Source organism: Streptomyces ferrugineus (assembly GCF_015160855.1).
Classification (GTDB): Bacteria; Actinomycetota; Actinomycetes; order Streptomycetales; family Streptomycetaceae; genus Streptomyces; species Streptomyces ferrugineus.
In genome coordinates this window covers 2,431,330-2,457,241 of the sequence record NZ_CP063373.1, presented here as the reverse complement: position 1 = coordinate 2,457,241, position 25,912 = coordinate 2,431,330, and the positions used below count along the sequence as shown (strand labels likewise).

Here is a 25,912-nt window from a genome sequence, read left to right as displayed (position 1 = left end):
GAAAATTCTCGTCACACCCTGCATTCTTTACACACAACTCACAAGCCGTGACCCTGGCTTGACGCTACGTTGCGCACCGGTCGGGTCAATTCGGGCATTGCGCCTGTACGTTGACTGATTCAGGACAGTCGCTTCAGAAGCACCGCAGAAGCCACCGGGCGGGCCCCGGCCCGGGCCACCCCGTCGGCGACCTCGCGGTCGGTCGAGGCCACGATGACCGGACGGCCGGGCGGCTCGGCGCGCACGAGCTGGCGGATCAGCTCGTCGGCGGTCACGCCCGGCTTGGAGAACAGCACCCGCACCCCGCGCGGCGGCGCGAGCAGCACCGGCGCGGCCAGCTCGGCCCCGTCGAAGACACAGGTCACCTCGGCGCCGGTCTGCGCGGCGAGCTGGGAGAGCTGGCCGAGGAGCCTCAGCCGCTGCTTCTCCAGGGGCATCTGGGGATAGCCGGTCTTGGTGACGTTGTAGCCGTCGACCACCAAGTGGGCCTGGGGCAGGGCGAGAAGCTGGTCGAGGATCGCGGGGTCGTTCTCGGACAGCGCCCGGGCGGCGATGTCCTTCGGGGTCATACGTCCCGGTTCGACCGCGTCCACGGTCTCGGCGGGCCGTACGGAGACCGGCGGCAACGCCAGCTCCCTGCGCAGCCCTTGGGTGGCGTCCAGGAGGGTGTCCAGGAGCAGCCGTACGCGCATGTCCTCGACGCTGCGCCCCTCGCGTGCCGCTCTGCGCGTGGCCTCCAGGGCGGCCTCGGCCTCCCCGAGCCGCGCCTTGAGCCGCCGGGTCTCGCTCTCGGCCGCGGAGACCTGGGCGTGTCCCTCGGCGCGCACGGTCTCGATCTCGCTCTGGACCTTGCGCAGGGCGGCCTCGCCGCGCTTGACGTCGCTGAGGGCGGAGCGCAGTTTCCGGTGAAGCGATTCCGCTTCCTTCTTGGCCGCGTCCAGGTCGGCGCGCAGCCGTTCGGTCTCGTGCCGGGTGTGTTCCCGGGCGTGGTCGAGCTCGTCGCGCAGCCGCTCCAGTTCGGCGCGGGTCTCCTCGTCGGCACGCTCGGCGTCGGCCCGCTGGGCCTCCTCGCCGGCCGCGGTGACCAGCTTGACCCAGCCGGTGGGCCGCAGAACATAGGCCGCGGCCGCCACGTCGAGCGGGTCCGCGGCCGGGGGCGCCGAGCCGGAGTCGAGGGCACCGGCGAGTTCCGGCTGGGCCTCTCTGAGCTTCTCACCGATGCGCTGGCGGAACAGCGGATCGGTCTCCAGCGCGGCGGCCATCGCGTTGCCGGCGAACTTGGCGCGGCGGTTCGGCGCGAATCTGGCGTACTGCCGAAGCTGCGCGGGCAGTTCGCCGACGGTCAGACTGCCGAAGCCGTCGGACACGATCTGCACGACCCTGCGCCGTACGCCGTCGGGCAGCGGACGGTCGAGCACCTCGGCGGCGCCGTCGCCCGGCCCCCCGCCTTGTGTCTCCACCATCCGTCACACCCCAATGTCTGTACGGGGACCTCTCCTGTCAGGAGCCGGCGCCCGGCCTGTCCACGAGTTCCACTTTGTCCACGGCATTGCACCAGCGGCAGCGCACCGACTCGATCGTCTCACTGAGCACCTCGCGCTCCTCGACCTTGGGCTCACCGGCCAGATCGAGGTGCACGTACTCCACGACCCTGGACGAGCGCGTCACGTCGAAACGCGTGAGGTTGCCGCAGAGGGTGCAGCGCCACCGCGTCGTCTCGGTGGGCAGAGGAACCGTCATCGTGACTGTGCTCTTTCCTTCTAGGTCTTCTATTGTCCGCGACGCTCCGGCACCCCGGTGCGTGTGGCTCGTAACCCTACGGCCTGGCGGGTACTCGTCGCCCGTCCGTCCGGGGCGGCGAGGCGGTCTGTGCCACTGCGTCCTGTTACGTCATGCTCTGTAGCCATGATCGGCAACTGGAGCGTGGCGCGTTTTCGGGCCCGGTTCGCCAGGGCGGCGAGCCGGTCGGTCCCGCGGTCGTCGGCGCCGGTGACGCACGGGCTGATCGCCCTGTGCTGTCTGCTCTTCCTGCTCGGCCCGGCGGCGGGGCTCAATCCGGCGTACGGCTCCGGCGAGGGGCTGATCGCCGCGCAGCGGGCCTACTTCCACCGCTGGGGTGTGGTGCCCGCGGAACTGTTCGAGGGCGCGCCCCGGGCCGCCCTCACTCCCGCGACGGCCCTGTTCGTGCACGGCAGCTGGGTGCACCTGCTCGGCAACATGCTCTTCCTCTACGTCTTCGGCGCGATGACCGAGGAGCGGATGGGCCGCGTCCAGTTCACGCTCTTCTCTCTCGGCTGCGGCTATCTGGCCCTGCTGGGCTACGCCGCCGCGAACGACGACTCCACCCAGTCCCTGGTCGGCGCGTCGGGGGCGATCTCGGCGGTCCTCGGCGCGTTCCTGTTCCTCTTCCCCGGAGCGCGGGTGACAAGCCTGCTGCCGTTCCTGCTCTTCCTGCCGCTGCGCTTCCCGGCGTGGGTGGTGCTGCCCTTCTGGGTGGCGCTCCAGTGGGTGGCGGCGGAGCGGGCGGGCCAGGGGCCGGGGGTGGCGTATCTGGCGCACCTGGTGGGGTTCGGGCTGGGCTTCGGCTACGCGTGGGCCCGGTTCGGGCGGCCGACTGCTGTGCCTTCCCGGGGGACGACCCCCGGGAAGGCACAGCAACCGAGCCATCTGGACCGCGAGTAGGGTGAGAGCCCCAGCAGCGGCCCCCGAGGGAGAGAACCAGCCGTGATCACCGCGATCGTCCTGATCAAGACCAGCGTGGACCGGATCCCCGAGATCGCGGAGCGGATCGCTTCGCTGGAGAACGTGACCGAGGTCTTCTCCGTCACCGGCACCTACGACCTGATCGCCATGGTGCGGGTGAAGGAGCACGAGGACCTCGCCGAGGTCATCCCCGGCCGGATCAGCAAGATCCCCGGCGTCGAGGGGACGGACACGCACGTGGCGTTCCGTACCTACTCCCAGCACGACATCGAGGCCGCGTTCGCGATCGGCCTGGACAGCTGACAGCTGTGGCGACGCTCGGGATGAAGAGTTCTTCATCCTGGGCTCATCCGCGCCGCCGGGTGCCGGGGGCAGGATCGGCCGCATGGTCTTCTCGCACCGGATCGCGGCCCTGGCCGCCGTAGTGGCGATTCCGCTGGGCATCGCCGCGACCAGCTTCGCCCTCACCGACCAGCCGGAGTCGCCGAAGGTCCCGCCCAGGGTGGAGCTGGACAGCGGCTCCCCCACCCCCGCCCGGCCCACACCTACCCCGACACCGAGCGACGAGGTGGTGTCCAGGCCCCCGGTGACCGACGGCTCCCCGAGTGACGACGATGACGACACCCCCGACCGCGAGACCCCGGACGACGACCGCGGCGAACCCGGGGACGACGGCTGATCCCGTGAGCCGGCGGATCTCCGCGCGGGTCCGCATCCTGCTCTGGCTGCTGCTGGTGATGGCCGTGGGACTGGTGTCCGTGGCGACGACCACGCGCTCGATCCTGCTGCGGGACGTCGACCACCGGGTGAACGGACTGCTCGCCCAGGAGGCCGGCGAGTTCGCCAACTTCCAGCAGCAGGGCGTCGACCCCCGCACCGGCCGACCGTTCACCGACCCCTCCCGGCTGCTGCGCGAGTTCCTGGTGCGGCAGTACGCCGACCCGGACGAGGAGCTGATCGGGCTGGTGGGCCGGGGAGCGGGCCGCGCCCCGGCCCAGTTCATCCAGCAGCGCGACATCCCCGTCGCCGTCCCCCTGCACCAGGACGACGACGCCGTCCGCCGCATCTACGACTCGCCCGACTCCACGGGCACGGTGGACCGCCCCTCCGGTGAGATCCGCTGGGCCAAGGTCGTCATCGCGCGGGCGGGCGGCGAGGCGGAGGCCGCGTTCGTCGTCGCCTTCCACCCCGGGCGTGAACAGGCCGCGGTGAACGAGGAGTTCCGCATCCTGCTCGCCATCTCCGGGGTCGCCCTGCTGCTGACGACCGGCATCGGCTGGGCGGTCGCCGGGCGGATCCTCAAACCCGTACGGCTGGTGCGCACCGCCGCCGCGCAACTCACCGAGCAGGACCTCACCCGCCGTATCCCGGTGCACGGCCGGGACGACATCGCCGCACTCGCGGAGACCTTCAACGACATGCTCGACCGGCTGGAGCGCGCCTTCGCCGCCCAGCGCGAGTTCGTCGACGACGCCGGCCACGAGCTGCGCACCCCGATCACCATCGTGCGCGGCCATCTGGAGCTGATGGGCGGTGCCACCGAGAGCGCAGCCGAGCGCGAGGAGACGATACGGCTGGTCACCGACGAGCTGGACCGGATGAGCCGCATCGTCGAGGACCTGCTGCTGCTCGCCAAGGCCGAGCGCCCCGACTTCGTCACCCCGGAGCCGGTCCAGCTCGCAGAGCTCACCGCCGACGTCTACGTCAAGGCCCGCACCCTCGGCGAACGCGACTGGCAGCTCGCCGAGGTGGCCGACGTCGAGGCCGAGCTGGACCCGCAGCGGATCACCCAGGCCATGGTCCAGCTCGCCCAGAACGCCGTGCAGCACACCACGCCCGGGCAGACGGTCCGGATCGGCTCCCGCGCCGACGGCCAGGGCGTCGAGCTGTACGTCGCCGACTCCGGGTGCGGTGTCCAGCCGCAGGACGCCGAGGTGATCTTCGAACGGTTCCGGCGCGGCACCTCCCGGCGCGGCGCCCGCGGCTCCGGCGCCGGGCTCGGCCTGTCGATCGTGCGGGCCATCGCCGAGGCGCACGGCGGCCGGGTACGGCTGAGCGGCACGGCGGGCGGCGGCGCCACCTTCGTACTGGCACTGGGAGAGGGACCGACGTGAACCGGATTCTCATCGTCGAGGACGAGGACAGGATCGCCTCCTTCGTCGAGAAGGGCCTGCGCGCCAACGGCTTCACCACGACCGTCGTCGGCGACGGCGACGCGGCTTACGAGTACGCCCTGACCGGCGGTTTCGATCTGGTGGTACTGGACATCGGGCTGCCCGGCCGGGACGGCTTCACGGTGCTGCGCGAACTGCGCGAGGCCCGGGTGACGGTCCCGGTGCTGGTGCTGACCGCGCGGGACTCCGTACGGGACACGGTGGCCGGTCTGGAGGGCGGCGCCGACGACTGGATGACCAAGCCGTTCCGCTTCGAGGAACTGCTCGCCCGGGTGCGCCTGCGCCTGCGTACGGCGGCCCGGGCGCCCGAGGTGACGGTGCTGCGCTCCGGCTCGCTCACCCTGGACCTGCGCACCCGGCGGGCGCGGGCCGGGGAGCGGACGGTCGATCTGACGGCCCGTGAATTCGTGCTCCTGGAACTGTTCCTGAGGCACCCCGGCCAGGTACTGTCCCGCGAGCAGATCCTGTCGCACGTGTGGGGCTACGACTTCGACCCGGGCTCCAACATCGTGGACGTGTACGTCCGGGCGTTGCGCAGGAAGCTGGGCGCCGAACGGGTCGAGACGGTGCGCGGCGTGGGGTACCGGCTCCCCGCGTGAAGTCCCTTTCATGTGCGGCTCATCGAGGGCTCACGGCTCAGGTGAACCCTCGATGACGTGACCCTGAACCTCCGTCCGCTCGCGGCCCTGTGCGTGGCGCTCTCCCTGTGCGCGCTGCTCGCGGTGCCCGACAACTTCCCCGGCCTCGGCGCCGACGCCCGTCTGACCCTCGCCGTGTTCGCGCTGGCGACCTGCGCCTGGATCGCCACGCCGGTCGACGACACGTACATCGCGCTGGGCGCCGGGCTCGCACTCACGGTGACCGGGGTGATCAGCAGCGACACCCTCTTCGGCACCCTCGGCGACTCGACGGTGTGGCTGCTGATCTGCGCCTTCGTGCTGGCCGCCGCGGTGACCCGGACGGGGCTCGCGGGTCGCGCGGCGGCGTTCCTGGTCGGCGGGGCGCGCACGGTACGGCAGCTGGTGCACCTGACCACGGCCGCCCTGGTCGTCACGGCGTTCGCGGTGCCCGCCACCTCGGGGCGGGCCGCGCTCGCGCTGCCGGTGTTCCTCGCGCTGGCCAAGGCGCTGGCCGACCGGAAGCGACTGGTGGTGATGCTGGCGCTGCTGTTCCCGACCGTGATCCTGCTGTCGGCGGTGGCGACCCTGATCGGGGCGGGCGCCCATCTGATCACCGTGTCGGTGCTGTGGCAGGCGACCGGTGACCGGATCGGCTTCACCGAGTGGCTGCTGCTCGGCCTGCCGCTCGCGGTGGCCTCCTCCCACCTGGCCGCCGAGGCCGTACTGCTGACCACCACCCGGCGCGCGGACCGCGAGGGCCCCGTGCGCATCACCCCCGAGCAGATCCAGGAGCACAGCGACCGCCCGGTCACCGGCCCCTGGTCACTGGCCGAGAAGCGGTGCGCGCTGCTGCTGGGCACGGTCGTCGTGCTGTGGTGCGGCGAGCCGCTGCACCGGGTGCCGCCCGCGGTCGTGGCGCTGATCGGTGCGGTGGTGGCGGCCTCGCCGGCGCTCGGCACCGTGCATCTGAAGGACGCGCTGAAGACGGTGCCCTGGTCACTGCTGCTGTTCATGGCCGCGACGATGGCCATGGGCGTCGCGCTCGCCGACTCCGGGGCGGCGAAGTGGCTGGTCGACGGGCTGCCGTCGGCCATCAGCCCGCTGCTGTTCCTGGCCGTCGTGATCGCGATCAGCACGGCCGCCCATCTGGTCCTCCAGTCCCGCTCGGCCCGCTCCTCCGTGCTGGTCCCGCTGGTGGTCGCGGCGGCGGTGGGCGCCGGGGTCAACCCGGTCGCCGCCGCGCTCGCGTCCACCGCGGCGGCCGGCTTCTGCCACACCCTCCCGGCCTCCGCCAAACCGGTCACGCTCTTCTCCGACCTCCCCGGGACGCCCACCTACACCCCGCGCGACCTGCTGCGCCTGTCCGCCGTCCTGGCCCCGCTGACGGCGGCCCTCGTCCTGCTGTTCGCCGTGGCGGTGTGGCCACTGCTCGGCGTGCCCATGACCCGCTAGGAGATCTGATGCTGACCCGAGTCGTCGTAGCCCCCAGCGGCTTCAAGGAGTCCCTGTCCGCCCAGGCCGCCGCCGACGCCATCGCGGACGGGGTGCGCAGGGTGCTGCCGGATGCCGTGCTGGATCTGATCCCGCTGGTCGACGGCGGTGAGGGCACGGCCACCGCGCTGGCCGCCGCGACCGGTGGCCGGCTCGTCGCGCTGCCCGCCACGGGCCCGGTCGGCGACCGGGTCGGCACGCACTTCGCGCTGCTCGGCTCCCGGGACACGGCGGTGGTGGAGATGGCCGCGGTGGCCGGGCTGTCCCTGGTGCCCCGCGCCCTGCGCGACCCGGGCGCCACGACGACGTACGGGGTCGGCGAGCTGATCCGCGCCGCGCTCGACACGGGCGTACGGCGCGTCCTGATCGGCTGCGGCGATTCGGGGACGTCGGACGGGGGCGCCGGCGCGCTCCAGGCCCTCGGCGCCCGGCTGCTGGACGCCGACGGCTTCGAACTCCCCCATGGGGGCCGTGAGTTGACGCGGCTCGCCCGGATCGACCCGGCCGGCCTGGACCCGCGTCTGCGGGACGTCGAGCTGCTGATCGCCTGCAACCCGTACAACGTGCTGTGCGGCGAGCGCGGCGTGGCCCGGGTCTTCGGCCCGCAGAAAGGGGCGACGCCCGCGCAGGTCGAGCAGCTGTCGGCGGGGCTGGAGAACTGGGCGGACGTCCTCACCCGCGATCTGGGGCCCGTGGGCACCGACCTGCGCCGCGGCTCCGGCACCGGAGCCTCCGGCGGCCTGGGCGCCGGCCTCGCCGCGCTGGGCGCCCGCCTCCTCCCCCGCTTCGAGGTGCTCCTGGACCACCTCGACCTGGACGCCCGCCTCGCCCGCGCCGACCTGGTCGTCACCGCCGAGGGCGCCCTGGACCACCAGACGCCCCGCGGCAAGGTCCCGGCCGAGGTGGCCCGCCGGGCCAAGGTGTACGGCCGCCCGGTGCTCGCGCTGGCGGGCACCCTCGGCGAGGGCGCGGACGGCGTGCCGGGCGTGGACGCGTACAGCGGCATCCTGCCGGCGCCGATGGCCCTGGCGGAGGCCCTGGTGCGGGCCTCCGAACTCCTCACGGACGCGACCGAGCGGGCCCTGCGGATGATTCTGCTGGGCGCCCGGCTACCGGCTCACGCGGAGGTGTCCGGGACGCACCGGCCGTCCTCGGTGCGGTAGCTCCAGCGGGCGCCGTCCGCCACCAGCTCCCGCACGGCGTGCACGAACCGCTCGACGTGCTCGTCCGGTGTACCGGCCCCGAAGCTCACCCGGATCGCGTTGAGGGACTTCTCGCCGGGCGCCGCCTCCGGGGCACCGCACTCGCCCTGGGACTGCGGGTCGCTGCCCAGCAGCGTGCGGACCAGCGGATGGGCGCAGAACAGCCCGTCGCGCACCCCGATGCCGTACTCGGCGGAGAGCGCGGCGGCGAAGTGGGAGCTGTTCCAGCCGTCGACGACGAAGGAGATGACGCCCACGCGGGGGGCTTCGTCGCCGAAGAGGGAGAGGACGCGGACCTCGGGGACGTCGGCGAGCCCTGCGCGCACCTTCCGGATCAGGTGCTCCTCACGGGCGACCAGGGCGTCGAAGCCCGCTTCCGTCAGGGCCTTGCAGGCGGAGGCGATGGAGTAGGCGCCGATGACGTTCGGCGAGCCCGCCTCGTGCCGGGCGGCGCTGTCGTGCCACTCGACGTCCACTCCCCCGTCCTCGCGCCGCGAGACCTTGCGGCTGGCCCCGCCGCCCGCGAGATACGGCTCGGCCGCGCGCAGCCAGTCGGCGCGGCCGGCGAGGACGCCGGAGCCGAACGGGGCGTACAGCTTGTGGCCGGAGAAGGCGACCCAGTCGACGTCGAGGTCACGGACGCTCACCGGATGGTGCGGGGCCAGCTGGGCGGCGTCGAGCACGATGCGGGCGCCGTGGGCGTGGGCGGCGGCCGCGAGTTCCCGTACGGGCCACAGCTCGCCGGTGACGTTGGAGGCGCCGGTGACGCAGACCAGGGCCGGGCCGTGGCCCTCCTGAATGGATGCAGTGCGGTCGGCGAGGGCGCGCTCCAGGGTCCGCACGGCCTGGCGGGGGGTGCGGGGCGCGTTGAGGTAGGTGACCCGCGCGTTCCGCCACGGCAGCAGGGAGGCGTGGTGCTCGGTCTCGAAGACGAAGACCTGGCAGTCGGCCGGGAGGGCGGCGGCGAGCAGGTTGAGCGAGTCGGTGGTGGACCGGGTGAAGACGAGCTGGTCGCCGTCCCGGCAGTCCAGGAACTCGGCGACGGTTCCGCGGGCGTTCTCGAACAGGTCGGTGGAGAGCTGGGACAGGTAGCCGGCGCCGCGGTGGACGCTGCCGTAGTACGGCGCGTAGGCGGCTACGTCGTCCCAGACGCGCTGGAGGGCGGGGGCGCTGGCGGCGTAGTCGAGCGCGGCGTAGGTGACCTCGCCGCCGGTGACGAGCGGGACGGTGACGTCACTGCCCAGAACGGGCAACGGGGCACAAATGCCCTGGACGGAGGCAGCGGTGGAGACAGACATGGGGGAACTCCCGTGAGAGGAAGGAAGAAAGTGAGAGTGGGTGTGCGGAGGCGGGGCTCGGCGGCCCTAGCGCATTCGCTTGCTCACGGGGGAACTCCTCGGTCACGCGCTTGCCGTAGACCTCGCTGCCTACGGCCTGGTCCTCACCCGGGGCACCCCGCCACGGACGGAGGGTTGCCGGACAGTCGGCCGGGGCCTCATGACTGTCACTCATGACCTGGTACAGAAACGTACGTTAAATGATCGTCGCCCCGCAACCCGTGTCCGGATCGCGGGACGACGCTCCGGTGCCCGCTACGCGTTGCTCGCGGCCACCCACCGGTCCAGCGTGCGCTTCGCCGCCCCCGAGTCGATCGACTCCGCCGCCTTCGCCATGCCGACGCGGATCTGCTCGGTCAGCGCGGCGTCCGTCGGCTCCAGCGCCACCAGCGCCGCCGCCGAGTTCAGCAGTACGGCGTCCCGCACCGGGCCCGTCTCGCCGTCCAGCAGGCGCCGGGCGACCTCGGCGTTGTAGGACGCGTCGGCACCGCGCAGCGCCTCCACGGGCACCAGCTCGATGCCGACGTCACACGGGTCGAAGGTCTCCTCGGTCACCTTGCCGTCGCGCACGACCCACACCCGGGAGGTGGCCGTCGTGGTGAGCTCGTCGAGGCCGTCGTCGCCGCGGAACACCAGCGAGGAGTTGCCGCGCTCGGCGAAGACGCCCGCGACGATCGGCGCCATGCGCGGGTCCGCCACACCGACCGCCTGCGCCCTGACCTTGGCCGGGTTGGTCAGCGGACCGAGCACGTTGAAGGTGGTCCGGATCCCCAGCTGGCCGCGCGCCGCCGCCACATGCCGCAGCGCCGGATGGAACTTCACCGCGAAGCAGAAGGTGATGCCGGCCTGCTCGGCGACCTCGGCCACCCGCCCGACCGGCAGTTCCAGATTGACGCCGAGCTTCTCCAGCACGTCGGAGGCGCCCGACGCCGAGGACGCCGCCCGGTTGCCGTGCTTGACGACCTTCGCGCCGGTGCCGGCGATGACGATGGCCGACATGGTGGAGATGTTGACGGTCTTCGCACCGTCGCCGCCCGTGCCGACGATGTCGACGGTCGGCCCCGGCACCTCGATCACGTTCGCGTGCTCGTACATCGTCCGCACGAGCCCGGTGATCTCCTGCACCGTCTCGCCCTTGGCCCGCAGCGCCACCACGAACCCGGCGATCTGCGCGTCCGTCGCCTCACCGCGCATGATCAGGTCCATCGCCCAGGCGGTGTCGTCGGCGGACAGGTCCCGGCCGTCCAGCAGACCGTTCAGCAGCAGGGGCCAGGAACGGCCCGCCGCGGTGTCGCCTCCAGCGGGGGTCACAGCGCTCATAAGCCGCTCCAGGGTCAGTCGTCCCGCACTACGGGACGTGAGTCTCAACGAGGTCCACCCTATCCAGCCCCGGGGCACGGAGCAGGGCCCCGTCCGAAGACCGGACGGGGCCCTGCTGCCGTGGCGTGGCGATGCGCAGCGATCAGTGGTGGCCGTGGCCGCTCGTGATCTCCTTGTACTCGTCGACCGTCGGCTTGGCGATCTGGCCGTCCTCGCCGAAGTAGGACTTGCTGAGCTTGGCGCGCAGCTTCTCGGAGCCCTTCACCTTGCGCTCGACGCCGTTCTCGTCGACCGTCGGGCCGATCTCGGCCGGCTGGTACTGCTCGTGCGCGGTGAGCGTGTACAGCGAGTCCTGGCTGAGCGGCTCGTGGACCTCGATGAACTCACCGTGCGGCAGGCGCTTGATGATGCCCGACTCACGGCCGTGCAGCACCTTGTCCTTGTCCCGGCGCTGCAGGCCGAGGCAGATCCGCTTGGTGACGATGAACGCGAGGACCGGTCCGACGAAGAAGCCGATCCGGACGAACCAGGTGACCGCGTTGATCGACAGGTGGAAGTGGGTGGCCCACAGGTCGTTGCCACCGCCGACCAGACCGATCATGTACACCGTGATCCAGGCGACGCCGAACGCGGTGCGCGTCGGGGCGTTGCGCGGGCGGTCCAGGATGTGGTGCTCGCGCTTGTCGCCGGTGACCCAGGACTCGATGAACGGGTAGACCGCGATCGCCGCCAGGACCACACCGAAGAGCACCAGCGGGATGAACACGCCGAGGACCAGCGTGTGACCCCAGAGGTTGACCTCCCAGCCCGGCATGTAGCGGACCAGACCCTCGGCGAAGCCCATGTACCAGTCGGGCTGGGCGCCGGTGGACACCATGTCCGGGCGGTAGGGCCCGATGGCCCAGACCGGGTTGATCTGCGCGAGCGCCGCGATGGCCGCGATGACACCGAAGACCAGGAAGAAGAAGCCTCCGGCCTTGGCCATGTACACCGGCAGCAGCGGCATGCCGACGACGTTCTTGTTGGTCTTTCCGGGGCCCGCGAACTGCGTGTGCTTGTGGTAGAAGACCAGGATCAGGTGCGCCACCACGAGGCCGAGCATGATGCCCGGCAGCAGCAGGATGTGGATCGAGTAGAACCGGGCCACGAAGTCGTCGCCGGGGAACTCGCCGCCGAACAGGAACATCGAGATGTACGTGCCGACGATCGGCATGGACAGGATCGCGCCCTGCGTGAAGCGGACACCGGTGCCGGAGAGCAGGTCGTCCGGGAGCGAGTAGCCGGTGAAACCGGTGAACATGCCCAGGACGAACAGCAGGAAGCCGAACAGCCAGTTGATCTCGCGCGGCTTGCGGAAGGCGCCGGTGAAGAAGACGCGCATCATGTGCACGAACATGGCCGCGAGGAAGATCAGCGCCGCCCAGTGGTGGATCTGCCGGATCAGCAGACCGCCGCGCACGTCGAAGCTGATGTCCAGCGTCGACTTGAAGGCCTCGCTCATCAGCTGGCCCTGCATCGGCACGTAACTGCCGTGGTACTCCACCTCGTTCATCGACGGGTGGAAGAACAGCGTCAGCCACACACCCGTGAGGATGATGATGAGGAAGCTGTAGAGCGCGACCTCACCCAGCATGAACGACCAGTGGTCGGGGAAGATCTTGCGCATGTTGGCCTTGGCCAGGGAGTAGATCCCCAGCCGGCCGTCCGCCCAGTCGGCGACGCGCTCGCCGGCCGGTGCCTTCCCGCGCGAGCGGGACTCGGTGGTCTCTGTAGTGCTCATCCGCGCTCCCAGAATGCAGGACCGACGGGCTCTTCGAAGTCGCCGAGCGCCTCGAGGTAGCCCTCGTCGTTCACACCGATGCGCAGCTGCGGCAGGGCGTGGCCGGCCGGGCCGAAGATCACTCGGGCACCGTCGGAGAGGTCGAAGGTGGACTGGTGGCAGGGGCAGAGCACGTGGTGCGTCTGCTGCTCGTACAGGGAGATCGGGCAACCGACGTGGGTGCAGATCTTCGAGTACGCGACGATGCCCTCGTGCGACCACTCGAGCTCGCGCGGGTCCTTGATGTCGTCGGGCTGGAGCCGGACGATCATCAGGGCGGCCTTGGCGATCTCGGTCTGGAAGTCGTGGTCGTGCTCCTCCAGGCCCTCCGGCTTGGCGAAGGTGAGGGAGCCGACCGCGACGTCCGCGGGACGCAGCGGCTCGTTGGTGTTCATGTTGACGAGCAGCTTGCCCTTGGACCACAGGGTGTGGCGCAGCTTGGTGCCGGGCAGCGGGCCGAGGTCGCGCAGCAGGACGACACCGGAGAGCGGGAACAGGGCCAGCGCGCCGAACATCGTGTTGCGGATCAGCTTGCGGCGGCCCAGCGCGGACTCCTTGGCGCCCTGCTTGAAGTCGGCCATGACCTTGGCCTTGACCTCGGGCTCCGCCTCGATCGGGTGCCGCTCGTCGGCGATCTCCACGTCGGACATCAGGGTGCGGGCCCAGTGGACCGCGCCCGCGCCGATGCAGAACAGGGCCGCACCGAGGGTCAGGCCCAGCGCGAAGTTCAGCGCGTTGAGGTGACCGATCGGGAAGACGAAGATCGACTTGTCGTGCGGGATCGCGACGTACGAGGCGATGAAGCCGACGGTGGCCAGCATCGACACCGTGAACAGCAGGGCGACCGTGCGCTCGGACCGCTTGGCGGCCCGCTCGTCGACGTCCTGGATCCGGTGCTCGTGGGGCGGCAGACCGGGATCGGCGAAGGGGTGCTTCTCGTCCGCTACCGCGACGGTGACGTCCTGCTCAGCGGGCAGGTTCTCTTCTGGAATGTCTTGGCTACTCATGACTTCTTGGCCTTTGCGGTCCGAGCGGCGACCCAGACGGCGACCGCGATCAGTGCACCGAGCCCGAAGATCCAGGCGAAGAGGCCCTCACTGACCGGGCCGAGGCCGCCCAGCTCCAGACCACCCGGGTTGACCGTCTCGTCGCTGTTGACCGCGTGCAGGTACGCGATGATGTCCTTCTTGTTCTGCTCCGACAGCGTGGTGTCGGGGAACGACGGCATGTTCTGCGGGCCGGTCAGCATGGCCTCGTAGATGTGCTTGGGGTCGACACCCTCGAGGTTCGGGGCGTACTTGCCCTTCGTCAGCGCGCCGCCCTTGCCGGTGAAGTTGTGGCACTGGGCGCAGTTGTTGCGGAAGAGCTCGCCGCCCTTGGCGATGTCCGCGCCCTCGGGGCCGTACTGCTCCTCGGTCGGGACGGCCGGACCGGCGCCCAGCGAGGCGATGTACGCCGCGAGCTGGTCGATCTGGGCCTGCGAGTAGATGTTCTTCTTCTTCGGGACCTGGGCGCCCTGGGAGGTGGCGGCCGGCATACGGCCCGTCGAGACCTGGAAGTCGACGGCGGCGGCGCCGACACCCACCAGGCTAGGACCGTCGGAGGTGCCCTGACCGCCGGTTCCGTGGCAGCTGGCGCAGCCGACGGTGTAGAGCTTCTTGCCCTCCTCGATGGTGAGGGACTGGGCGGTTTCCTCGGCCTGCGCCTTGTCCGCGGGCGCGAACACGGCGTACAGCCCCCCCGTGCACGCCAGCGCGAGGAGTAGGACGACGACTGCCGCCAGCGGATGGCGTCGTCGTGCGGAGAGCTTTTTCACGGATTACCCCGGTGTCAGGATCTTCTGCGTCGATGCTTCTGTTAGGTGCGTTGGTGGAACGCGCGCGGGATCGGACCCGGCTACTTGATCATGTAGATCGTGGCGAAGAGGCCGATCCAGACGACATCGACGAAGTGCCAGTAGTAGGACACCACGATCGCCGCGGTCGCCTGCTCGTGCGTGAACCTCCGGGCCGCGTAGGTGCGGCCGAGGACCAGCAGGAAGGCGATGAGACCGCCCGTCACATGCAGTCCGTGGAAGCCGGTGGTCAGGTAGAAGACCGAGCCGTAGGGGTCGGACGAGAGCGAGATGCCCTCGTGCCGGACCAGCTCGGTGTACTCGTACACCTGACCGCCGATGAAGATCGCACCCATGATGAAGGTGACGATGAACCAGCCCCGGAGCTTCTTGACGTCACCGCGCTCGGCGGCGAAGACGCCGAGCTGGCAGGTGAGGGAGGAGAGCACCAGGATCGTGGTGTTCGTCGCCGAGAACGGGAAGTTCAAGGCCTCGGCCTTCTCACTCCAGAACTCGGGCCCCGTCACGGATCGCAGGGTGAAGTACATCGCGAAGAGGGCCGCGAAGAACATCAGCTCGGAACTCAACCAGATGATGGTTCCGACGCTGGTGAGGTTCGGTCGGTTGACCGACGGGTGCGCGTGACCCTTGTCTACTGTCGTTGCTGTCGCCACGACCGACATTATGTCGGTCGCTTATCCCGCCCTCACTCCGGGGGGTGCCGTTCGGAGTGTCTTGCCCGTTCGTACCGGTGTTGACGTGGTGTTCAAGGGAGTAGCATCCGGACCGACAGGCCTGTCCTTACGACGCTGACGTCACGGAGGAACAATGCAGCCGACCGCCACGGTGCTGGTCTACAGCGACGACTCCAACACCCGCGAGCAGGTGAGGTTGGCCACCGGGCGCCGGCCCGCTCCGGATGTGCCCGTGGTGCAGTTCGTGGAGTGCGCGACGCCTGCCGCCGTCATCAAGGAGCTGGACAAGGGGGGCATCGACGTCTGTGTGCTGGACGGTGAGGCCGTGCCCATGGGGGGCATGGGGGTCTGCCGGCAGATCAAGGACGAGGTGTTCAACTGCCCGCCGGTGCTGGTGCTGATCGCACGGCCGCAGGACGCGTGGCTGGCGACGTGGAGCCGGGCCGAGGCGGCGGTGACGTTGCCTGTGGAGCCGGTGGAGTTCGCGGAGGCGCTGGCTTCTTTGCTGCGTACGGAGAGGCTGCAGAGCGCGTAACGGATGCCGCCGGGCGCCCAGGAGCTCGGGGGCACGGGTTCGTGGGCGACTGCGGGTCCGCGTTCATACAGCTCTCGGCCTGAGACGTGCCGCCTCCTCCGGCCCCGGTCCGTCCGGGGTGCCGGCCACCAGGGCGCTGCCGCCCCGCCACTTCTTCCAGTCCAGGTTCCAGTCGCCGAAGCCGTTGCCGAACGGCTCCATCGTGTTGCCGTACGAGTTGATGACCTTGACGATGTCGCCCTCGCGGACGTTGTCGAAGAACCACTCGGCGTTGGCGGTGCTCATGCCGGTGCAGCCGTGGCTGACGTTGGCGTAGCCCTGGGAGCCGACCGACCAGGGGGCGGCGTGGACGTACTCGCCGCTCCAGGTCACGCGGGTGGCGTAGTAGACGGGCAGGTCGTACGAGTCCGCCGAGCCCTCCGCTATGCCGATGCTCGTGCCGCGCATGCGTACGAAGTACTCCTTGGCCAGGACGACCTTGACGCCGTTGCGGGTCTCGAAGCCGGGCTTGCCGGTGGTGACCGGTATCGACCTGACCTCCTCGCCGTTGCGGTAGAGCGTCAGCTGGTGGGAGGCGGCGTCCGTGACGGCGATGACCTGGTCGCCGATGGTGACCTTCAGGGGCTTGACCCTGCCGCCCCAGAGGCGGTCGCTGATCTTGATGCCGTGGAGGTTGCTGCGGGCCCGCACGGTGGCGCCGGCGGGCCAGTACTCCTTGGGCCGGTAGTGGAGTTCCTTGTCGTCCACCCAGTGCCAGGCGCCGTCCACGGCGGGCACGGAGTCGACCTTGAGGGCCCGCTCGACGATGGCCCGCTGGTTCTTGTCCTTCACGGGCCGGTTCAGTTCGGCCGTGATGGGCTGGCCGACGCCGTACTTGCCCGCCTTGGGGCCGAACTTCACCGTCAGGTGCTTCTTGCTCGTCGGCCTGCTCGTGTCGAAGGTGAGGACCTTGCGGCCGGGGGCGCCGTCCTCGTCCTCGGTGCTCACGCGCACCGTGTAGCGAGCGTTTGCGGCCAGCGGGGAGGTGCTGTGCCACCGGGTGCCGTCGGCGGAGAGTTCGCCCGCGACATGGCGTCCTGTGGCGTCCCTGGCGGTGACGTCCGTGATACGGCCGTCGGAGTCCTCCGCGGTGATCTCCAGGGGCTTGTCGGGGTCGGCCTTCTGGCCGTCGCCCGTGGGGCCGTTGAAGGCGATCTGGTCGGCCGCGTCGTAGGGCTCGGCGGACAGCGGGTTGCCGTCGCTGCCGCAGCCGGCGGTGCTCGCGCCGAGTGCGACCAGCAGGAGCGTGCAGCCTATGACGGCGCTCGTGCGCGGTGTTTCGCTCATGGCTTCACGCTAGGAAGCGGCGTCAGCGGCGGCGCGCCCAGTAATGCGTACGGGTGACGGCGACTGCGGCAAACGAGGGAGCCCGGACCCTCCTGACGGAGTGTCCGGGCTCCCGTTGAGCCGAGCTCGTGTTACTGGGTGCGGTTCTCGCCGCGGTAGTACTCGAAGACCCAGCCCCAGACGCCGACCAGGATCAGCGGCGCCGAGAAGTACATCAGCCACCAGCCGATCGCGATCGACAGGAAGGCGAGGGCGCCTCCGATCGCGAGGGAGAGCGGCTGCCAGCTGTGCGGGCTGAAGAACCCGACCTCACCGGCGTCGTCGGCGACGTCCGCTTCCTTGTTGTCCTGCGCGCCCGCGTCGACCCGCCGGGCGGTGAAGCCCAGGTAGAAGCCGATCATGATGCACAGCGCGAAGGCCAGGAAGAGGGCCGTGGTACCGGCCGGCTCCTTCGACCAGACGCCGTAGACAATCGCCATGGCGAGGATGAAGACGCTCAGCCAAGCGAACATCGTGCCCTGAGTCTTCACTTGCCGGCCTCCTTGCCACCAGCCAGAGCCTTCTCACCGTGAGGGGCGTTCTCGAGCTGGTCGAGCGCGGCGATCTCAGGGTGGTGCAGGTCGAACGCCGGGGATTCGGAACGGATCCGCGGCAGAGTGAGGAAGTTGTGGCGCGGCGGCGGGCAGGACGTGGCCCACTCCAGGGAGCGGCCGTAGCCCCACGGGTCGTCCACGCCGACCGGCTTGCCGTACTTGGCGGTCTTCCACACGTTGTAGAAGAACGGCAGGAGCGACGCGCCGAGCACGAACGAGCTGATCGTCGAGATGGTGTTCAGGGCGGTGAAGCCGTCGGCCGCGAGGTAGTCGGCGTAACGACGCGGCATGCCCTCGGCGCCCAGCCAGTGCTGGACCAGGAAGGTGCCGTGGAAGCCGATGAACAGCGTCCAGAACGTCATCTTGCCGAGCCGCTCGTCGAGCATCTTGCCGGTCATCTTCGGCCACCAGAAGTGGAAGCCGGAGAACATCGCGAAGACGACGGTGCCGAAGACGACGTAGTGGAAGTGCGCCACCACGAAGTACGAGTCGGACACGTGGAAGTCCATCGGCGGCGAGGCCAGGATGACACCGGTCAGACCACCGAAGGTGAAGGTGATCAGGAAGCCGGTCGCCCAGAGCATCGGTGTCTCGAAGGACAGCGAGCCCTTCCACATCGTGCCGATCCAGTTGAAGAACTTCACGCCCGTGGGTACGGCGATGAGGAACGTCATGAAGGAGAAGAACGGCAGCAGGACGCCGCCGGTGACGTACATGTGGTGGGCCCACACGGTCACGGACAGGCCCGCGATGGCGATGGTGGCCGCGATCAGACCCATGTAGCCGAACATCGGCTTGCGGGAGAAGACCGGGATGACCTCGCTGATGATGCCGAAGAACGGCAGCGCGATGATGTACACCTCGGGATGGCCGAAGAACCAGAAGAGGTGTTGCCACAGCAGGGCTCCGCCGTTGGCGGGGTCGAAGATGTGGGCGCCGAACTTGCGGTCCGCCTCCAGGGCGAACAGGGCGGCCGCCAGGACCGGGAAGGCGAGCAGGACCAGCACCGCGGTCAGCAGCACGTTCCACACGAAGATCGGCATGCGGAACATGGTCATGCCGGGGGCGCGCATGCAGATGATGGTGGTGATGAAGTTGACCGAGCCGAGGATGGTGCCGAAGCCGGAGAAGGCCAGGCCCATGATCCACATGTCGGCGCCGATGCCCGGGGAGCGGACCGCGTCCGACAGCGGGCTGTAGGCGAACCAGCCGAAGTCGGCCGCGCCGTCGGGGGTGAGGAAGCCGCCGACCGCGATGAGCGAGCCGAACAGGTACAGCCAGTAGGCGAACATGTTCAGCCGGGGGAAGGCCACGTCCGGCGCGCCGATCTGCAGCGGCATGATCCAGTTGGCGAAGCCGGCGAACAGCGGCGTCGCGAACATCAGCAGCATGATCGTGCCGTGCATCGTGAACGCCTGGTTGAACTGCTCGTTCGACATGATCTGCAGACCGGGTCGAGCCAGCTCGGCGCGCATCAGCAGCGCCATCACGCCACCGATCACGAAGAACGCGAACGACGTGACGAGGTACAGCGTTCCGATCGTCTTGTGGTCGGTGGTGGTGAGCCACTTGACCACGACGTTGCCGGGTTGCCTGCGCCGGACCGGCAGCTCGTTCTCGTACGAGTCCTCAGCTGCCGCGGCACCCTGGGGTTCGTTGAGGATGCTCACAGGTTGTTCGTCTCCCGGTTCTTCTCGTGGCTCGTCTGCGCGATGCCGGCGGGAACGTAACCGGTCTGCCCCTTCTTGGCGAGGTCCTTGAGGTGCTGCTCGTAGCGCTCGGGGGAGACGACCTTCACGTTGAACAGCATCCGGGAGTGGTCGACGCCGCACAGCTCGGCGCACTTGCCCAGGAAGGTGCCCTCACGGTTGGGGGTCACCTCGAAGGCGTTGGTGTGGCCCGGGATGACGTCCTGCTTCATCAGGAACGGCACCACCCAGAAGGAGTGGATGACGTCACGCGAAGTGAGGACGAAGCGGACCGTCTTGCCCTTGGGCAGCCACAGGGTCGGGCCCGGGTTGTTCGTCTGCGGGTTCCGGCTGCCGGGGGTGCCGCAGTCGTACACACCGCCGGCGTTCGCCGGGAAGTCCTCCTTGAACCGGTCCGGGATCGCGTCCAGTTCCTTGGCGGTCTTGGCGTCGCCGGTGGAGCCTTCGACGTTCTCGATCATGTTGAAGCACCAGGACCACTGGAAGCCGACGACGTTCACCGTGACGTCGGGCTTGTCCTTGAGTTCGAGGAGCTTCGACTCGTCGCGGGCCGTGAAGTAGAACAGGACCGAGACGATGATCAGCGGGACCACGGTGTACAGCGCCTCGATCGGCATGTTGTACCGGGTCTGCGGGGGAACCTCGACCTTGGTGCGGCTGCGCCGGTGGAACACGGCGCTCCACAGGATCAGGCCCCACACCAGCACGCCAACGGCGAGCGCAGCCGCCCAGGAACCCTGCCACAGGGAGAGGATCCGCGGAGCCTCTTCCGTGGTCGGGGTGGGCATACCAAGGCGGGGGAAGTCTTCCCAGTTGTACGAGCAACCGGTGGCTGTCGCCAGGACCAGGCCCGCGGTCATTGCCTGCAGCAGCTTCCGCCGCATCGGGCGCCGCGGCGAGCGGTCGGAGCCGTTGGGACTCACGTAGCGCCTTCCCGAGAGTCTCGCCCGCGCGGTTCGGCTGCGGCCTGGCCTTCTCGCTGGTCGGTCGCCGCCCTGCGTCGGGCAGGGGTTTGGATGTTTATGCGGACCAAACCCTAGCCGACGCGTTCTTGGGGTTCGCGGGGAGGGGGGCCTACTGGGGTGGGGGGTTCGCTTGATTGGCGGCTGCGGGTTCTTTGTGGCTTGTCGCGCAGTTCCCCGCGCCCCTGAAAGGACGTTGCAGTGACCGGGCGATTAGCGTTGCTGTGTGGGCTACTTCGACGCTGCTTCCAGTGCTCCTCTTCATCCTGTCGCCCGGCAGGCGCTACAGGCCTCCCTTGATGAAGGGTGGGCTGATCCTGCCCGTCTCTATCGGGAAGGGCGGCGGGCTCGGATGCTGCTGGACGCGGCCCGGGAGGCCGCTGCCGAAGCCGTGGGGTGCCGTACCGACGAGCTGGTGTTCACCTCGTCGGGGACGAAGGCCGTCCACACGGGCATCGCAGGCGCGTTGGCCGGGCGTCGCCGGGTCGGGCGCCACCTGATCGTGTCTGCCGTCGAACACTCCTGCGTGCTCCATGCGGCTGACACGCACGAGGCCGACGGCGGGACGGTCACCCAGGTGGCGGTGGACCGGGCAGGGGCCGTGACCGTGGAGGCGTACGGGCGGGCCCTTCGGGACGACACCGCGCTGGCGTGTCTGCAGTCGGCCAACCACGAGGTGGGGACCGAGCAGCCGGTGGCGGAGGTGGCCGGGGTGTGCCGGGAGGCCGGGGTGCCGCTGCTGGTGGACGCGGCGCAGTCGCTCGGGTGGGGCCGGGTGGCGGGCGACTGGTCGCTGCTGACGGCCAGTGCCCACAAGTGGGGCGGGCCCTCGGGGGTGGGGCTGCTGGTCGTGCGGAAGGGCGTGCGGTTCGCCGCGCAAGGGCCCGCCGACGAGCGGGAGTCGGGGCGGGCGGCCGGGTTCGAGAACATCCCGGCGATCGTCGCGGCGGCCGCCTCGCTGCGGGCGGTGCGGGCGGAGGCGGCCCAAGAGGCGGTACGGCTGCGGGAGCTGACGGAGCGGATCCGGGCGCGGGTGCCGGGGCTGGTGCCGGATGTGGAGGTGGTCGGCGATCCGGTGCGGCGGCTGCCCGGTGTCGTCACCTTCTCGTGTCTCTATGTCGACGGGGAGACACTGCTGCATGAGCTGGATCGCGCCGGGTTCTCGGTTTCGTCCGGTTCATCCTGTACGAGCAGCACACTGACGCCCAGCCATGTGCTCAAGGCGATGGGAGTGCTGAGCGAGGGGAACGTGCGCGTGTCGTTGCCGTTCGGGACGGCGGCGGAGGATGTCGAGCGGTTCCTGGAAGTGCTGCCGGAGGCGGTCGCGGGGGTGCGGGAGAAGCTGGGGGCGCCGGTCGGCGAGGCGGTCGTACGGGAGGAGGACGTCCTGGTCGTGGACTCCCTCGGCAAGCGGTGCCCGATCCCGGTCATCGAGCTCGCCAAGGTCATCGGCGAGGTGCCGGTGGGCGGGCTGGTGCGGGTCCTCTCCGATGACGAGGCGGCTCGCCTGGACATCCCGGCGTGGTGCGAGATGCGGGGCCAGGAGTACGTGGGCGAGGAGCCGGCGGAACAGGGAACGGCGTACCTGGTCCGCCGGATCGGCTGAACGCCCCGTCGCCCAGGGCCCTGGGCCTCAGCCCAGGTGCGCCCGGACCTCCTCGCCCGCGTCATGCCCGTACGCCTTGGTGAACCGGTCCATGAAGTGCGCCCGCCGCAGCTGGTACTCCTGGGTGCCGACGGTCTCGATGACGAGCGTCGCCAGCATGCAGCCGACCTGCGCCGCCCGCTCCAGGGACACGCCCCAGGCCAGCCCCGACAGGAACCCGGCGCGGAAGGCGTCGCCGACGCCCGTGGGGTCGGCCTTGCGCTCCTCCTCGGGGCAGCCGACCTCGATCGGGTCCTCGCCCTGCCGCTCGATGCGTACGCCCCGCGAGCCGAGGGTCGTGACGCGGTGGCCGACCCTGGACAGGATCTCCTCGTCCGTCCAGCCGGTCTTGGACTCGATGAGCCCCTTCTCGTACTCGTTGGAGAAGAGGTAGGTCGCCCCGTCCAGCAGTATCCGGATCTCGTCGCCGCCCATCCGGGCGATCTGCTGCGAGAAGTCGGCGGCGAAGGGGATCGTGCGGGCGCGGCACTCCTCGGTGTGGCGCAGCATCGCCTCGGGGTCGTCGGCGCCGATGAGGACCAGGTGGAGGCCGCCCACCCGGTCCGCGACGGTCTTCAGCTCGATCAGGCGGGCCTCGCTCATGGCGCCCGTGTAGAAGGAGCCGATCTGGTTGTGGTCGGCGTCGGTGGTGCAGACGAAGCGGGCGGTGTGCAGCGTCTCGGAGATGCGGACCGAGCCGGTGTCGACGCCGTGCCGGTCCAGCCAGGCCCGGTACTCGTCGAAGTCGGAGCCCGCGGCGCCGACCAGGATCGGCTTCGTGCCCAGCTGGCCCATACCGAAGGCGATGTTCGCGCCGACGCCGCCCCGGCGTACGTCCAGGTTGTCGACCAGGAAGGAGAGCGAGACCGTGTGCAGCTGGTCCGCGACGAACTGGTCGGCGAAGCGACCGGGGAAGGTCATGAGGTGGTCGGTGGCGATGGAGCCGGTGACTGCGATGCGCACGGCGAGGAGTCTCCTGCGGCGAGGTTGAGTTGACAGTCCACGCTACCGTTCGTGACGGGGACGCAGAAGCAGCCAAAACTACCCGATAGTAGATCTTTCTTCGCGGGGTCGAGCGTGCATACGGTGCGGCCATGACGAAAATCGAGGTCCGCGCCTCCGCTCCGGCCGACCCGGAGGTCGGCCTGGCGGCACTGCTGGGTGACTGTGCGCGGATGGCTCCGCACTGGGCCGTTCCCGACCGTGTCCTTTCCCGTCCGGTCTCCCCCTCACGCATCCACGGGGTGACGGTGCCGCCGAAGTCGGCGCGGCTGCTGGAGGCGATGTCCGACTACGGCGACTGACCGGGGCGGACAACAGGGAACCGTGCGCTCCCCCGCTGCGTCCCATCGCTGTCCCCCGTAAAGGGGATGCGGGATACGACCCGAAAGGCCGGCCTTTGACAGGGCCGGGTCAGGGTCATGGGACATGTGCGCAGCCGAAGGAGCGATGCGGTGAACACCGAGCGACCCGACAACGACGACGCGGGCGCCTCCGGCAGGGACGCGGAGGAGGCACGGGCGGAGCAGGGTGCCGTCGGTGCGGAGGAGCTCGCCGCGGATGGGCTTGCCGCCGAGGGTGGGGCTGCAGGCGGAGCTTCTGACGGCGGGGCCGGCGAGGACGGTGCCGCTGAGGAGGCCGTGGAGAGCGGCGGTGCCGCTGACGCTCAGGAGGCCGGGGAGGCCCGGGAGGCCAACGAGGCCGTAGCGAGCGCGGAGGGCCCGGAGAACATCGAGGGCCCGGAGAGCGCCGAGGGCGCGCAGGGCGCCGAGAGCTCGGGTGGGGCTGAGAGCTCGCGCGCGGCTGAGAGTTCGCGTGGATCGGAGCGAGGCGGTGGGGCCCCGGAGGGCGTCGCCGAGGGCGAGGTCTCTGCCCCGTCGGTGTCCGACGGCCCCGGCGCCCACGACGGCGCCCGGCGCCGCTCCCCCGCGATCATCGCCTCCGTCGCCGCGGCCGTACTGCTCGTCGGGGGCGGCGGGGCCTACCTCGCCGCGACCGCGTCCGGTGGGTCGGACGGCGGTACGACGTCCGGGGCGTCCGGCGGTGACACTCCCCCGCCGCTCCGGCTCGACGGCTACAGCGAGAGCGGTACGAGCGGTACGGGCGGCATCGCGCCCGGGGAGCCCAACCCCTACGGCGCCACCTACAAGGCCGGCGGCGAGCTGCCCGACGGCCCCGGATCGGCGCCGGTGTACCGGGCCGGGGGCGAGGTCGGCGCGGCCGAGGTGGCCCGGCTGGCCGAGGCACTCGGTGTGGACGGGAAGCCGGTGGCGCAGGGGCAGACCTGGCGGGTCGGGGCGACGGACGGGGCGGGGCCCAGTCTTCAGGTGAACAAGCAGGCGCCGGGGACCTGGACCTTCTACCGGTACGCCCCCGGCACGGACAACTGCCAGTCCACCACCGTCTGCGCGAAGACCCCCGCGGACCCGGGCGACGACCCGGTGAGCGAGGCCGTGGCCGAGAAGGCCGCCGCGCCGGTGCTCAAGGCGGTGGGTCAGGACGACGCGAAGCTCGACGCGAGCCAGGTCATGGGCGCCCAGCGGGTGGTGAACGCGGAACCCGAGGTCGGCGGACTGCCCACGTACGGCTGGACGACCGGGGTGACGGTGAGCGCCCAGGGCGAGGTGATCGGCGGAAGCGGCCAGTTGAAGGCGCCGGTGAAGGGTGACACGTACCCCGTACTGGACGCCGAGAAGACGCTCGGGCTGATGAACGCGGCGCCTGCGGCCGGCGGCCGTATGGGCATCGGCGGCTGCGCCAGCCCCGTACCGCTGAAGGACCGGCACGAGGCGCCGTGCGGTTCGGAGGGCTCGACGGGTGCGCCGGCCGAGGACAGGGACACCCTCACGGTCGAGAAGGCGGTGTTCGGGCTGGCCTCGCACTATGTGGACGCGCGGCAGGCGCTGGTGCCGTCCTGGCTGTTCGAGGTGCGGGCGCAGGGGGCGCGGGACAGCTTCACGGTGACGTATCCGGCGATCGACCCGAAGTACCTGGCCTCGGCCACGCCGTCCCAGGCGCCGTCCGGGCAGCCGAGCCCGCGGCCGACCGGGCCGAAGGACGAGCCGACCTCGGCGCCGGTGACACGGAATGTGACGGTGGACGGCTACACGGCCGAGGGCAGGGAGCTGACCGTGGCCTTCACCGGCGGTGTGTGCGCCAAGTACGACGTGACGGCGAGCGAGAGCGGTGACGAGGTGACCGTCCGGGTGACCGAGACCTCGCAGCCGGACAAGGTCTGCATCCTGATCGCCAAGGTGTTCCACAGGACCGTGCAGCTGGACCAGCCGCTCGGGGACCGGAAGGTCGTGGGCACGGACGGCCAGGCGATCCCGCTGGAGAAGCCGGGTGCCCGGCTTCCGGAGACGTCCGGGGCCCGGTAGCGGGTCCACGGACACGGAAAGCGGCGGCCCCGTCGGAGGGGGCCGCCGCCTTTTCGTGTGTGCGCGGGGCTCAGCTGAAGGAGTCGCCGCAGGCGCAGGAGCCCGTCGCGTTCGGGTTGTCGATCGTGAAGCCCTGCTTCTCGATCGTGTCCACGAAGTCGATGGACGCGCCGCCCAGGTACGGAGCGCTCATGCGGTCGGTGACGACCTTGACCCCGCCGAAGTCCTTGACGACGTCGCCGTCGAGCGAGCGCTCGTCGAAGAAGAGCTGGTAGCGCAGGCCGGAGCAGCCACCGGGCTGAACGGCGACACGCAGCGCGAGGTCGTCGCGGCCTTCCTGGTCGAGCAGGGCCTTGACCTTGGCCGCGGCGGCGTCACTCAGAATGATGCCGTCGGTGGCGGTGCTGGTCTCGTCCGATACGGACATCTACATCTCTCCCGGGTTGTACGGAGACTGCTTGCCGACGGTTGCAACCGGCGGGGCCGCGGATTCATTCCGGGCCGGGCGCTTGTCTTTCGGTCCTTCTTCATGCTCGCACACGGCGCGCGGAGCGGAAAACGCCTCAT

25 protein-coding genes and 1 riboswitch are annotated in these 25,912 nt (G+C 70.3%); of the genes, 11 read left to right on the top strand and 14 right to left on the bottom strand.

Annotated features, from left to right (window positions below; translation table 11 throughout):
• Positions 1 to 119 precede the first annotated feature (119 nt).
• Entirely contained in the window at positions 120 to 1,463 is a 1,344-nt protein-coding gene (locus IM697_RS11180) for an NYN domain-containing protein (protein WP_194047115.1), read from the bottom strand.
• A gap of 37 nt (positions 1,464 to 1,500) precedes the next feature.
• Positions 1,501 to 1,740 (bottom strand): hypothetical protein, encoded by a 240-nt coding sequence (locus IM697_RS11175; protein ID WP_194047113.1) that lies wholly within the window; start codon positions 1,738 to 1,740, stop codon positions 1,501 to 1,503.
• Between the two features lie 165 nt (positions 1,741 to 1,905).
• Here IM697_RS11175 and IM697_RS11170 point away from each other — a divergent pair, with 165 nt between their 5' ends.
• The 7 genes from IM697_RS11170 to IM697_RS11140 all read left to right on the top strand — a co-directional run bounded on the left by IM697_RS11170 (position 1,906) and on the right by IM697_RS11140 (position 8,151).
• On the top strand, positions 1,906 to 2,682 hold the full coding sequence (locus IM697_RS11170) for a rhomboid family intramembrane serine protease (RefSeq protein ID WP_194047111.1): 777 nt from the start codon (positions 1,906 to 1,908) through the stop codon (positions 2,680 to 2,682).
• Positions 2,683 to 2,724: 42 nt separating this feature from the next.
• A complete protein-coding gene (locus IM697_RS11165) occupies positions 2,725 to 3,006 on the top strand; it encodes an Lrp/AsnC family transcriptional regulator (RefSeq protein ID WP_194047109.1) in 282 nt (93 codons plus the stop codon).
• A gap of 82 nt (positions 3,007 to 3,088) precedes the next feature.
• Positions 3,089 to 3,382 carry a small secreted hydrophilic protein gene (locus IM697_RS11160; protein ID WP_194047107.1) on the top strand — a complete coding sequence of 98 codons (294 nt, stop codon included), beginning with the start codon at positions 3,089 to 3,091 and terminating at the stop codon, positions 3,380 to 3,382.
• Complete coding sequence (locus IM697_RS11155) at positions 3,318 to 4,817, top strand: sensor histidine kinase (protein ID WP_194047105.1); 1,500 nt, start codon at positions 3,318 to 3,320, stop codon at positions 4,815 to 4,817. The genes IM697_RS11160 and IM697_RS11155 overlap by 65 nt, the downstream gene beginning before the upstream one ends.
• Positions 4,814 to 5,476, top strand: coding sequence for a response regulator transcription factor (locus IM697_RS11150; RefSeq protein ID WP_194047103.1), 663 nt, complete (start codon positions 4,814 to 4,816; stop codon positions 5,474 to 5,476). Before IM697_RS11155 ends, IM697_RS11150 begins: the two co-directional genes overlap by 4 nt.
• Positions 5,477 to 5,533: 57 nt before the next feature.
• The gene (locus IM697_RS11145) at positions 5,534 to 6,949 is read left to right on the top strand and encodes an SLC13 family permease (RefSeq protein ID WP_194047101.1); all 1,416 of its coding nucleotides are present in this window, start codon (positions 5,534 to 5,536) and stop codon (positions 6,947 to 6,949) included.
• Positions 6,950 to 6,957: 8 nt separating this feature from the next.
• Positions 6,958 to 8,151, top strand: a complete 1,194-nt coding sequence (locus IM697_RS11140; protein ID WP_194047099.1) for a glycerate kinase — start codon at positions 6,958 to 6,960, stop codon at positions 8,149 to 8,151.
• Here IM697_RS11140 and IM697_RS11135 read toward each other — a convergent pair.
• The 6 genes from IM697_RS11135 to ctaE form a co-directional block, all read right to left on the bottom strand.
• A complete protein-coding gene (locus IM697_RS11135; protein ID WP_194047097.1) occupies positions 8,106 to 9,488 on the bottom strand; it encodes an aminotransferase class V-fold PLP-dependent enzyme in 1,383 nt (460 codons plus the stop codon). The two genes, IM697_RS11140 and IM697_RS11135, sit on opposite strands and share 46 nt — an antisense overlap.
• A 101-nt stretch (positions 9,489 to 9,589) precedes the next feature.
• Positions 9,590 to 9,706, bottom strand: a riboswitch (SAM riboswitch).
• Between the two features lie 76 nt (positions 9,707 to 9,782).
• A complete protein-coding gene (gene trpD, locus IM697_RS11130; RefSeq protein WP_194047096.1) occupies positions 9,783 to 10,847 on the bottom strand; it encodes an anthranilate phosphoribosyltransferase in 1,065 nt (354 codons plus the stop codon).
• Positions 10,848 to 10,989: 142 nt separating this feature from the next.
• Positions 10,990 to 12,627, bottom strand: a complete 1,638-nt coding sequence (qcrB, locus tag IM697_RS11125) for a cytochrome bc1 complex cytochrome b subunit (RefSeq protein WP_194047094.1) — start codon at positions 12,625 to 12,627, stop codon at positions 10,990 to 10,992.
• Complete coding sequence (gene qcrA, locus IM697_RS11120) at positions 12,624 to 13,673, bottom strand: cytochrome bc1 complex Rieske iron-sulfur subunit (RefSeq protein ID WP_194047092.1); 1,050 nt, start codon at positions 13,671 to 13,673, stop codon at positions 12,624 to 12,626. The genes qcrB and qcrA overlap by 4 nt, the downstream gene beginning before the upstream one ends.
• Positions 13,670 to 14,482: a cytochrome bc1 complex diheme cytochrome c subunit gene (qcrC, locus tag IM697_RS11115; RefSeq protein WP_194047090.1), complete on the bottom strand. Its 813-nt coding sequence runs from the start codon at positions 14,480 to 14,482 to the stop codon at positions 13,670 to 13,672. The genes qcrA and qcrC overlap by 4 nt, the downstream gene beginning before the upstream one ends.
• A gap of 80 nt (positions 14,483 to 14,562) precedes the next feature.
• The gene (ctaE, locus tag IM697_RS11110) at positions 14,563 to 15,183 is read right to left on the bottom strand and encodes an aa3-type cytochrome oxidase subunit III (protein ID WP_190070395.1); all 621 of its coding nucleotides are present in this window, start codon (positions 15,181 to 15,183) and stop codon (positions 14,563 to 14,565) included.
• Positions 15,184 to 15,328: 145 nt separating this feature from the next.
• Between ctaE and IM697_RS11105 the strand changes: the two genes are divergently transcribed.
• A complete protein-coding gene (locus tag IM697_RS11105) occupies positions 15,329 to 15,730 on the top strand; it encodes a response regulator transcription factor (RefSeq protein WP_194047088.1) in 402 nt (133 codons plus the stop codon).
• A 63-nt stretch (positions 15,731 to 15,793) separates the two neighbouring features.
• On the opposite strand, the gene IM697_RS11100 is transcribed toward IM697_RS11105, so the two are convergent.
• From IM697_RS11100 to ctaC, 4 genes are all read right to left on the bottom strand, one after another.
• Complete coding sequence (locus tag IM697_RS11100; RefSeq protein ID WP_194047086.1) at positions 15,794 to 17,056, bottom strand: L,D-transpeptidase; 1,263 nt, start codon at positions 17,054 to 17,056, stop codon at positions 15,794 to 15,796.
• 131 nt (positions 17,057 to 17,187) lie between these two features.
• Positions 17,188 to 17,586: a cytochrome c oxidase subunit 4 gene (locus tag IM697_RS11095; protein WP_194047084.1), complete on the bottom strand. Its 399-nt coding sequence runs from the start codon at positions 17,584 to 17,586 to the stop codon at positions 17,188 to 17,190.
• On the bottom strand, positions 17,583 to 19,319 hold the full coding sequence (ctaD, locus tag IM697_RS11090; protein WP_194047082.1) for an aa3-type cytochrome oxidase subunit I: 1,737 nt from the start codon (positions 19,317 to 19,319) through the stop codon (positions 17,583 to 17,585). The genes IM697_RS11095 and ctaD overlap by 4 nt, the downstream gene beginning before the upstream one ends.
• Positions 19,316 to 20,281, bottom strand: coding sequence for an aa3-type cytochrome oxidase subunit II (gene ctaC, locus IM697_RS11085; protein ID WP_194047080.1), 966 nt, complete (start codon positions 20,279 to 20,281; stop codon positions 19,316 to 19,318). Before ctaC ends, ctaD begins: the two co-directional genes overlap by 4 nt.
• 265 nt (positions 20,282 to 20,546) lie before the next feature.
• Here ctaC and IM697_RS11080 point away from each other — a divergent pair, with 265 nt between their 5' ends.
• Positions 20,547 to 21,926, top strand: coding sequence for a cysteine desulfurase/sulfurtransferase TusA family protein (locus tag IM697_RS11080; RefSeq protein WP_194047078.1), 1,380 nt, complete (start codon positions 20,547 to 20,549; stop codon positions 21,924 to 21,926).
• A 27-nt stretch (positions 21,927 to 21,953) separates the two neighbouring features.
• Here IM697_RS11080 and IM697_RS11075 read toward each other — a convergent pair whose 3' ends face one another.
• Positions 21,954 to 22,928: a carbohydrate kinase family protein gene (locus tag IM697_RS11075; protein ID WP_194047076.1), complete on the bottom strand. Its 975-nt coding sequence runs from the start codon at positions 22,926 to 22,928 to the stop codon at positions 21,954 to 21,956.
• Between the two features lie 131 nt (positions 22,929 to 23,059).
• On the opposite strand from IM697_RS11075, the gene IM697_RS11070 reads away from it, so the two are divergent.
• Positions 23,060 to 23,269, top strand: a complete 210-nt coding sequence (locus IM697_RS11070; RefSeq protein ID WP_194047074.1) for a hypothetical protein — start codon at positions 23,060 to 23,062, stop codon at positions 23,267 to 23,269.
• Between the two features lie 150 nt (positions 23,270 to 23,419).
• Positions 23,420 to 25,345 (top strand): hypothetical protein, encoded by a 1,926-nt coding sequence (locus IM697_RS11065; protein ID WP_194047072.1) that lies wholly within the window; start codon positions 23,420 to 23,422, stop codon positions 25,343 to 25,345.
• A gap of 70 nt (positions 25,346 to 25,415) precedes the next feature.
• On the opposite strand, the gene IM697_RS11060 is transcribed toward IM697_RS11065, so the two are convergent.
• Positions 25,416 to 25,772 (bottom strand): iron-sulfur cluster assembly accessory protein, encoded by a 357-nt coding sequence (locus IM697_RS11060; RefSeq protein WP_030951236.1) that lies wholly within the window; start codon positions 25,770 to 25,772, stop codon positions 25,416 to 25,418.
• Positions 25,773 to 25,912: the final 140 nt, after the last annotated feature.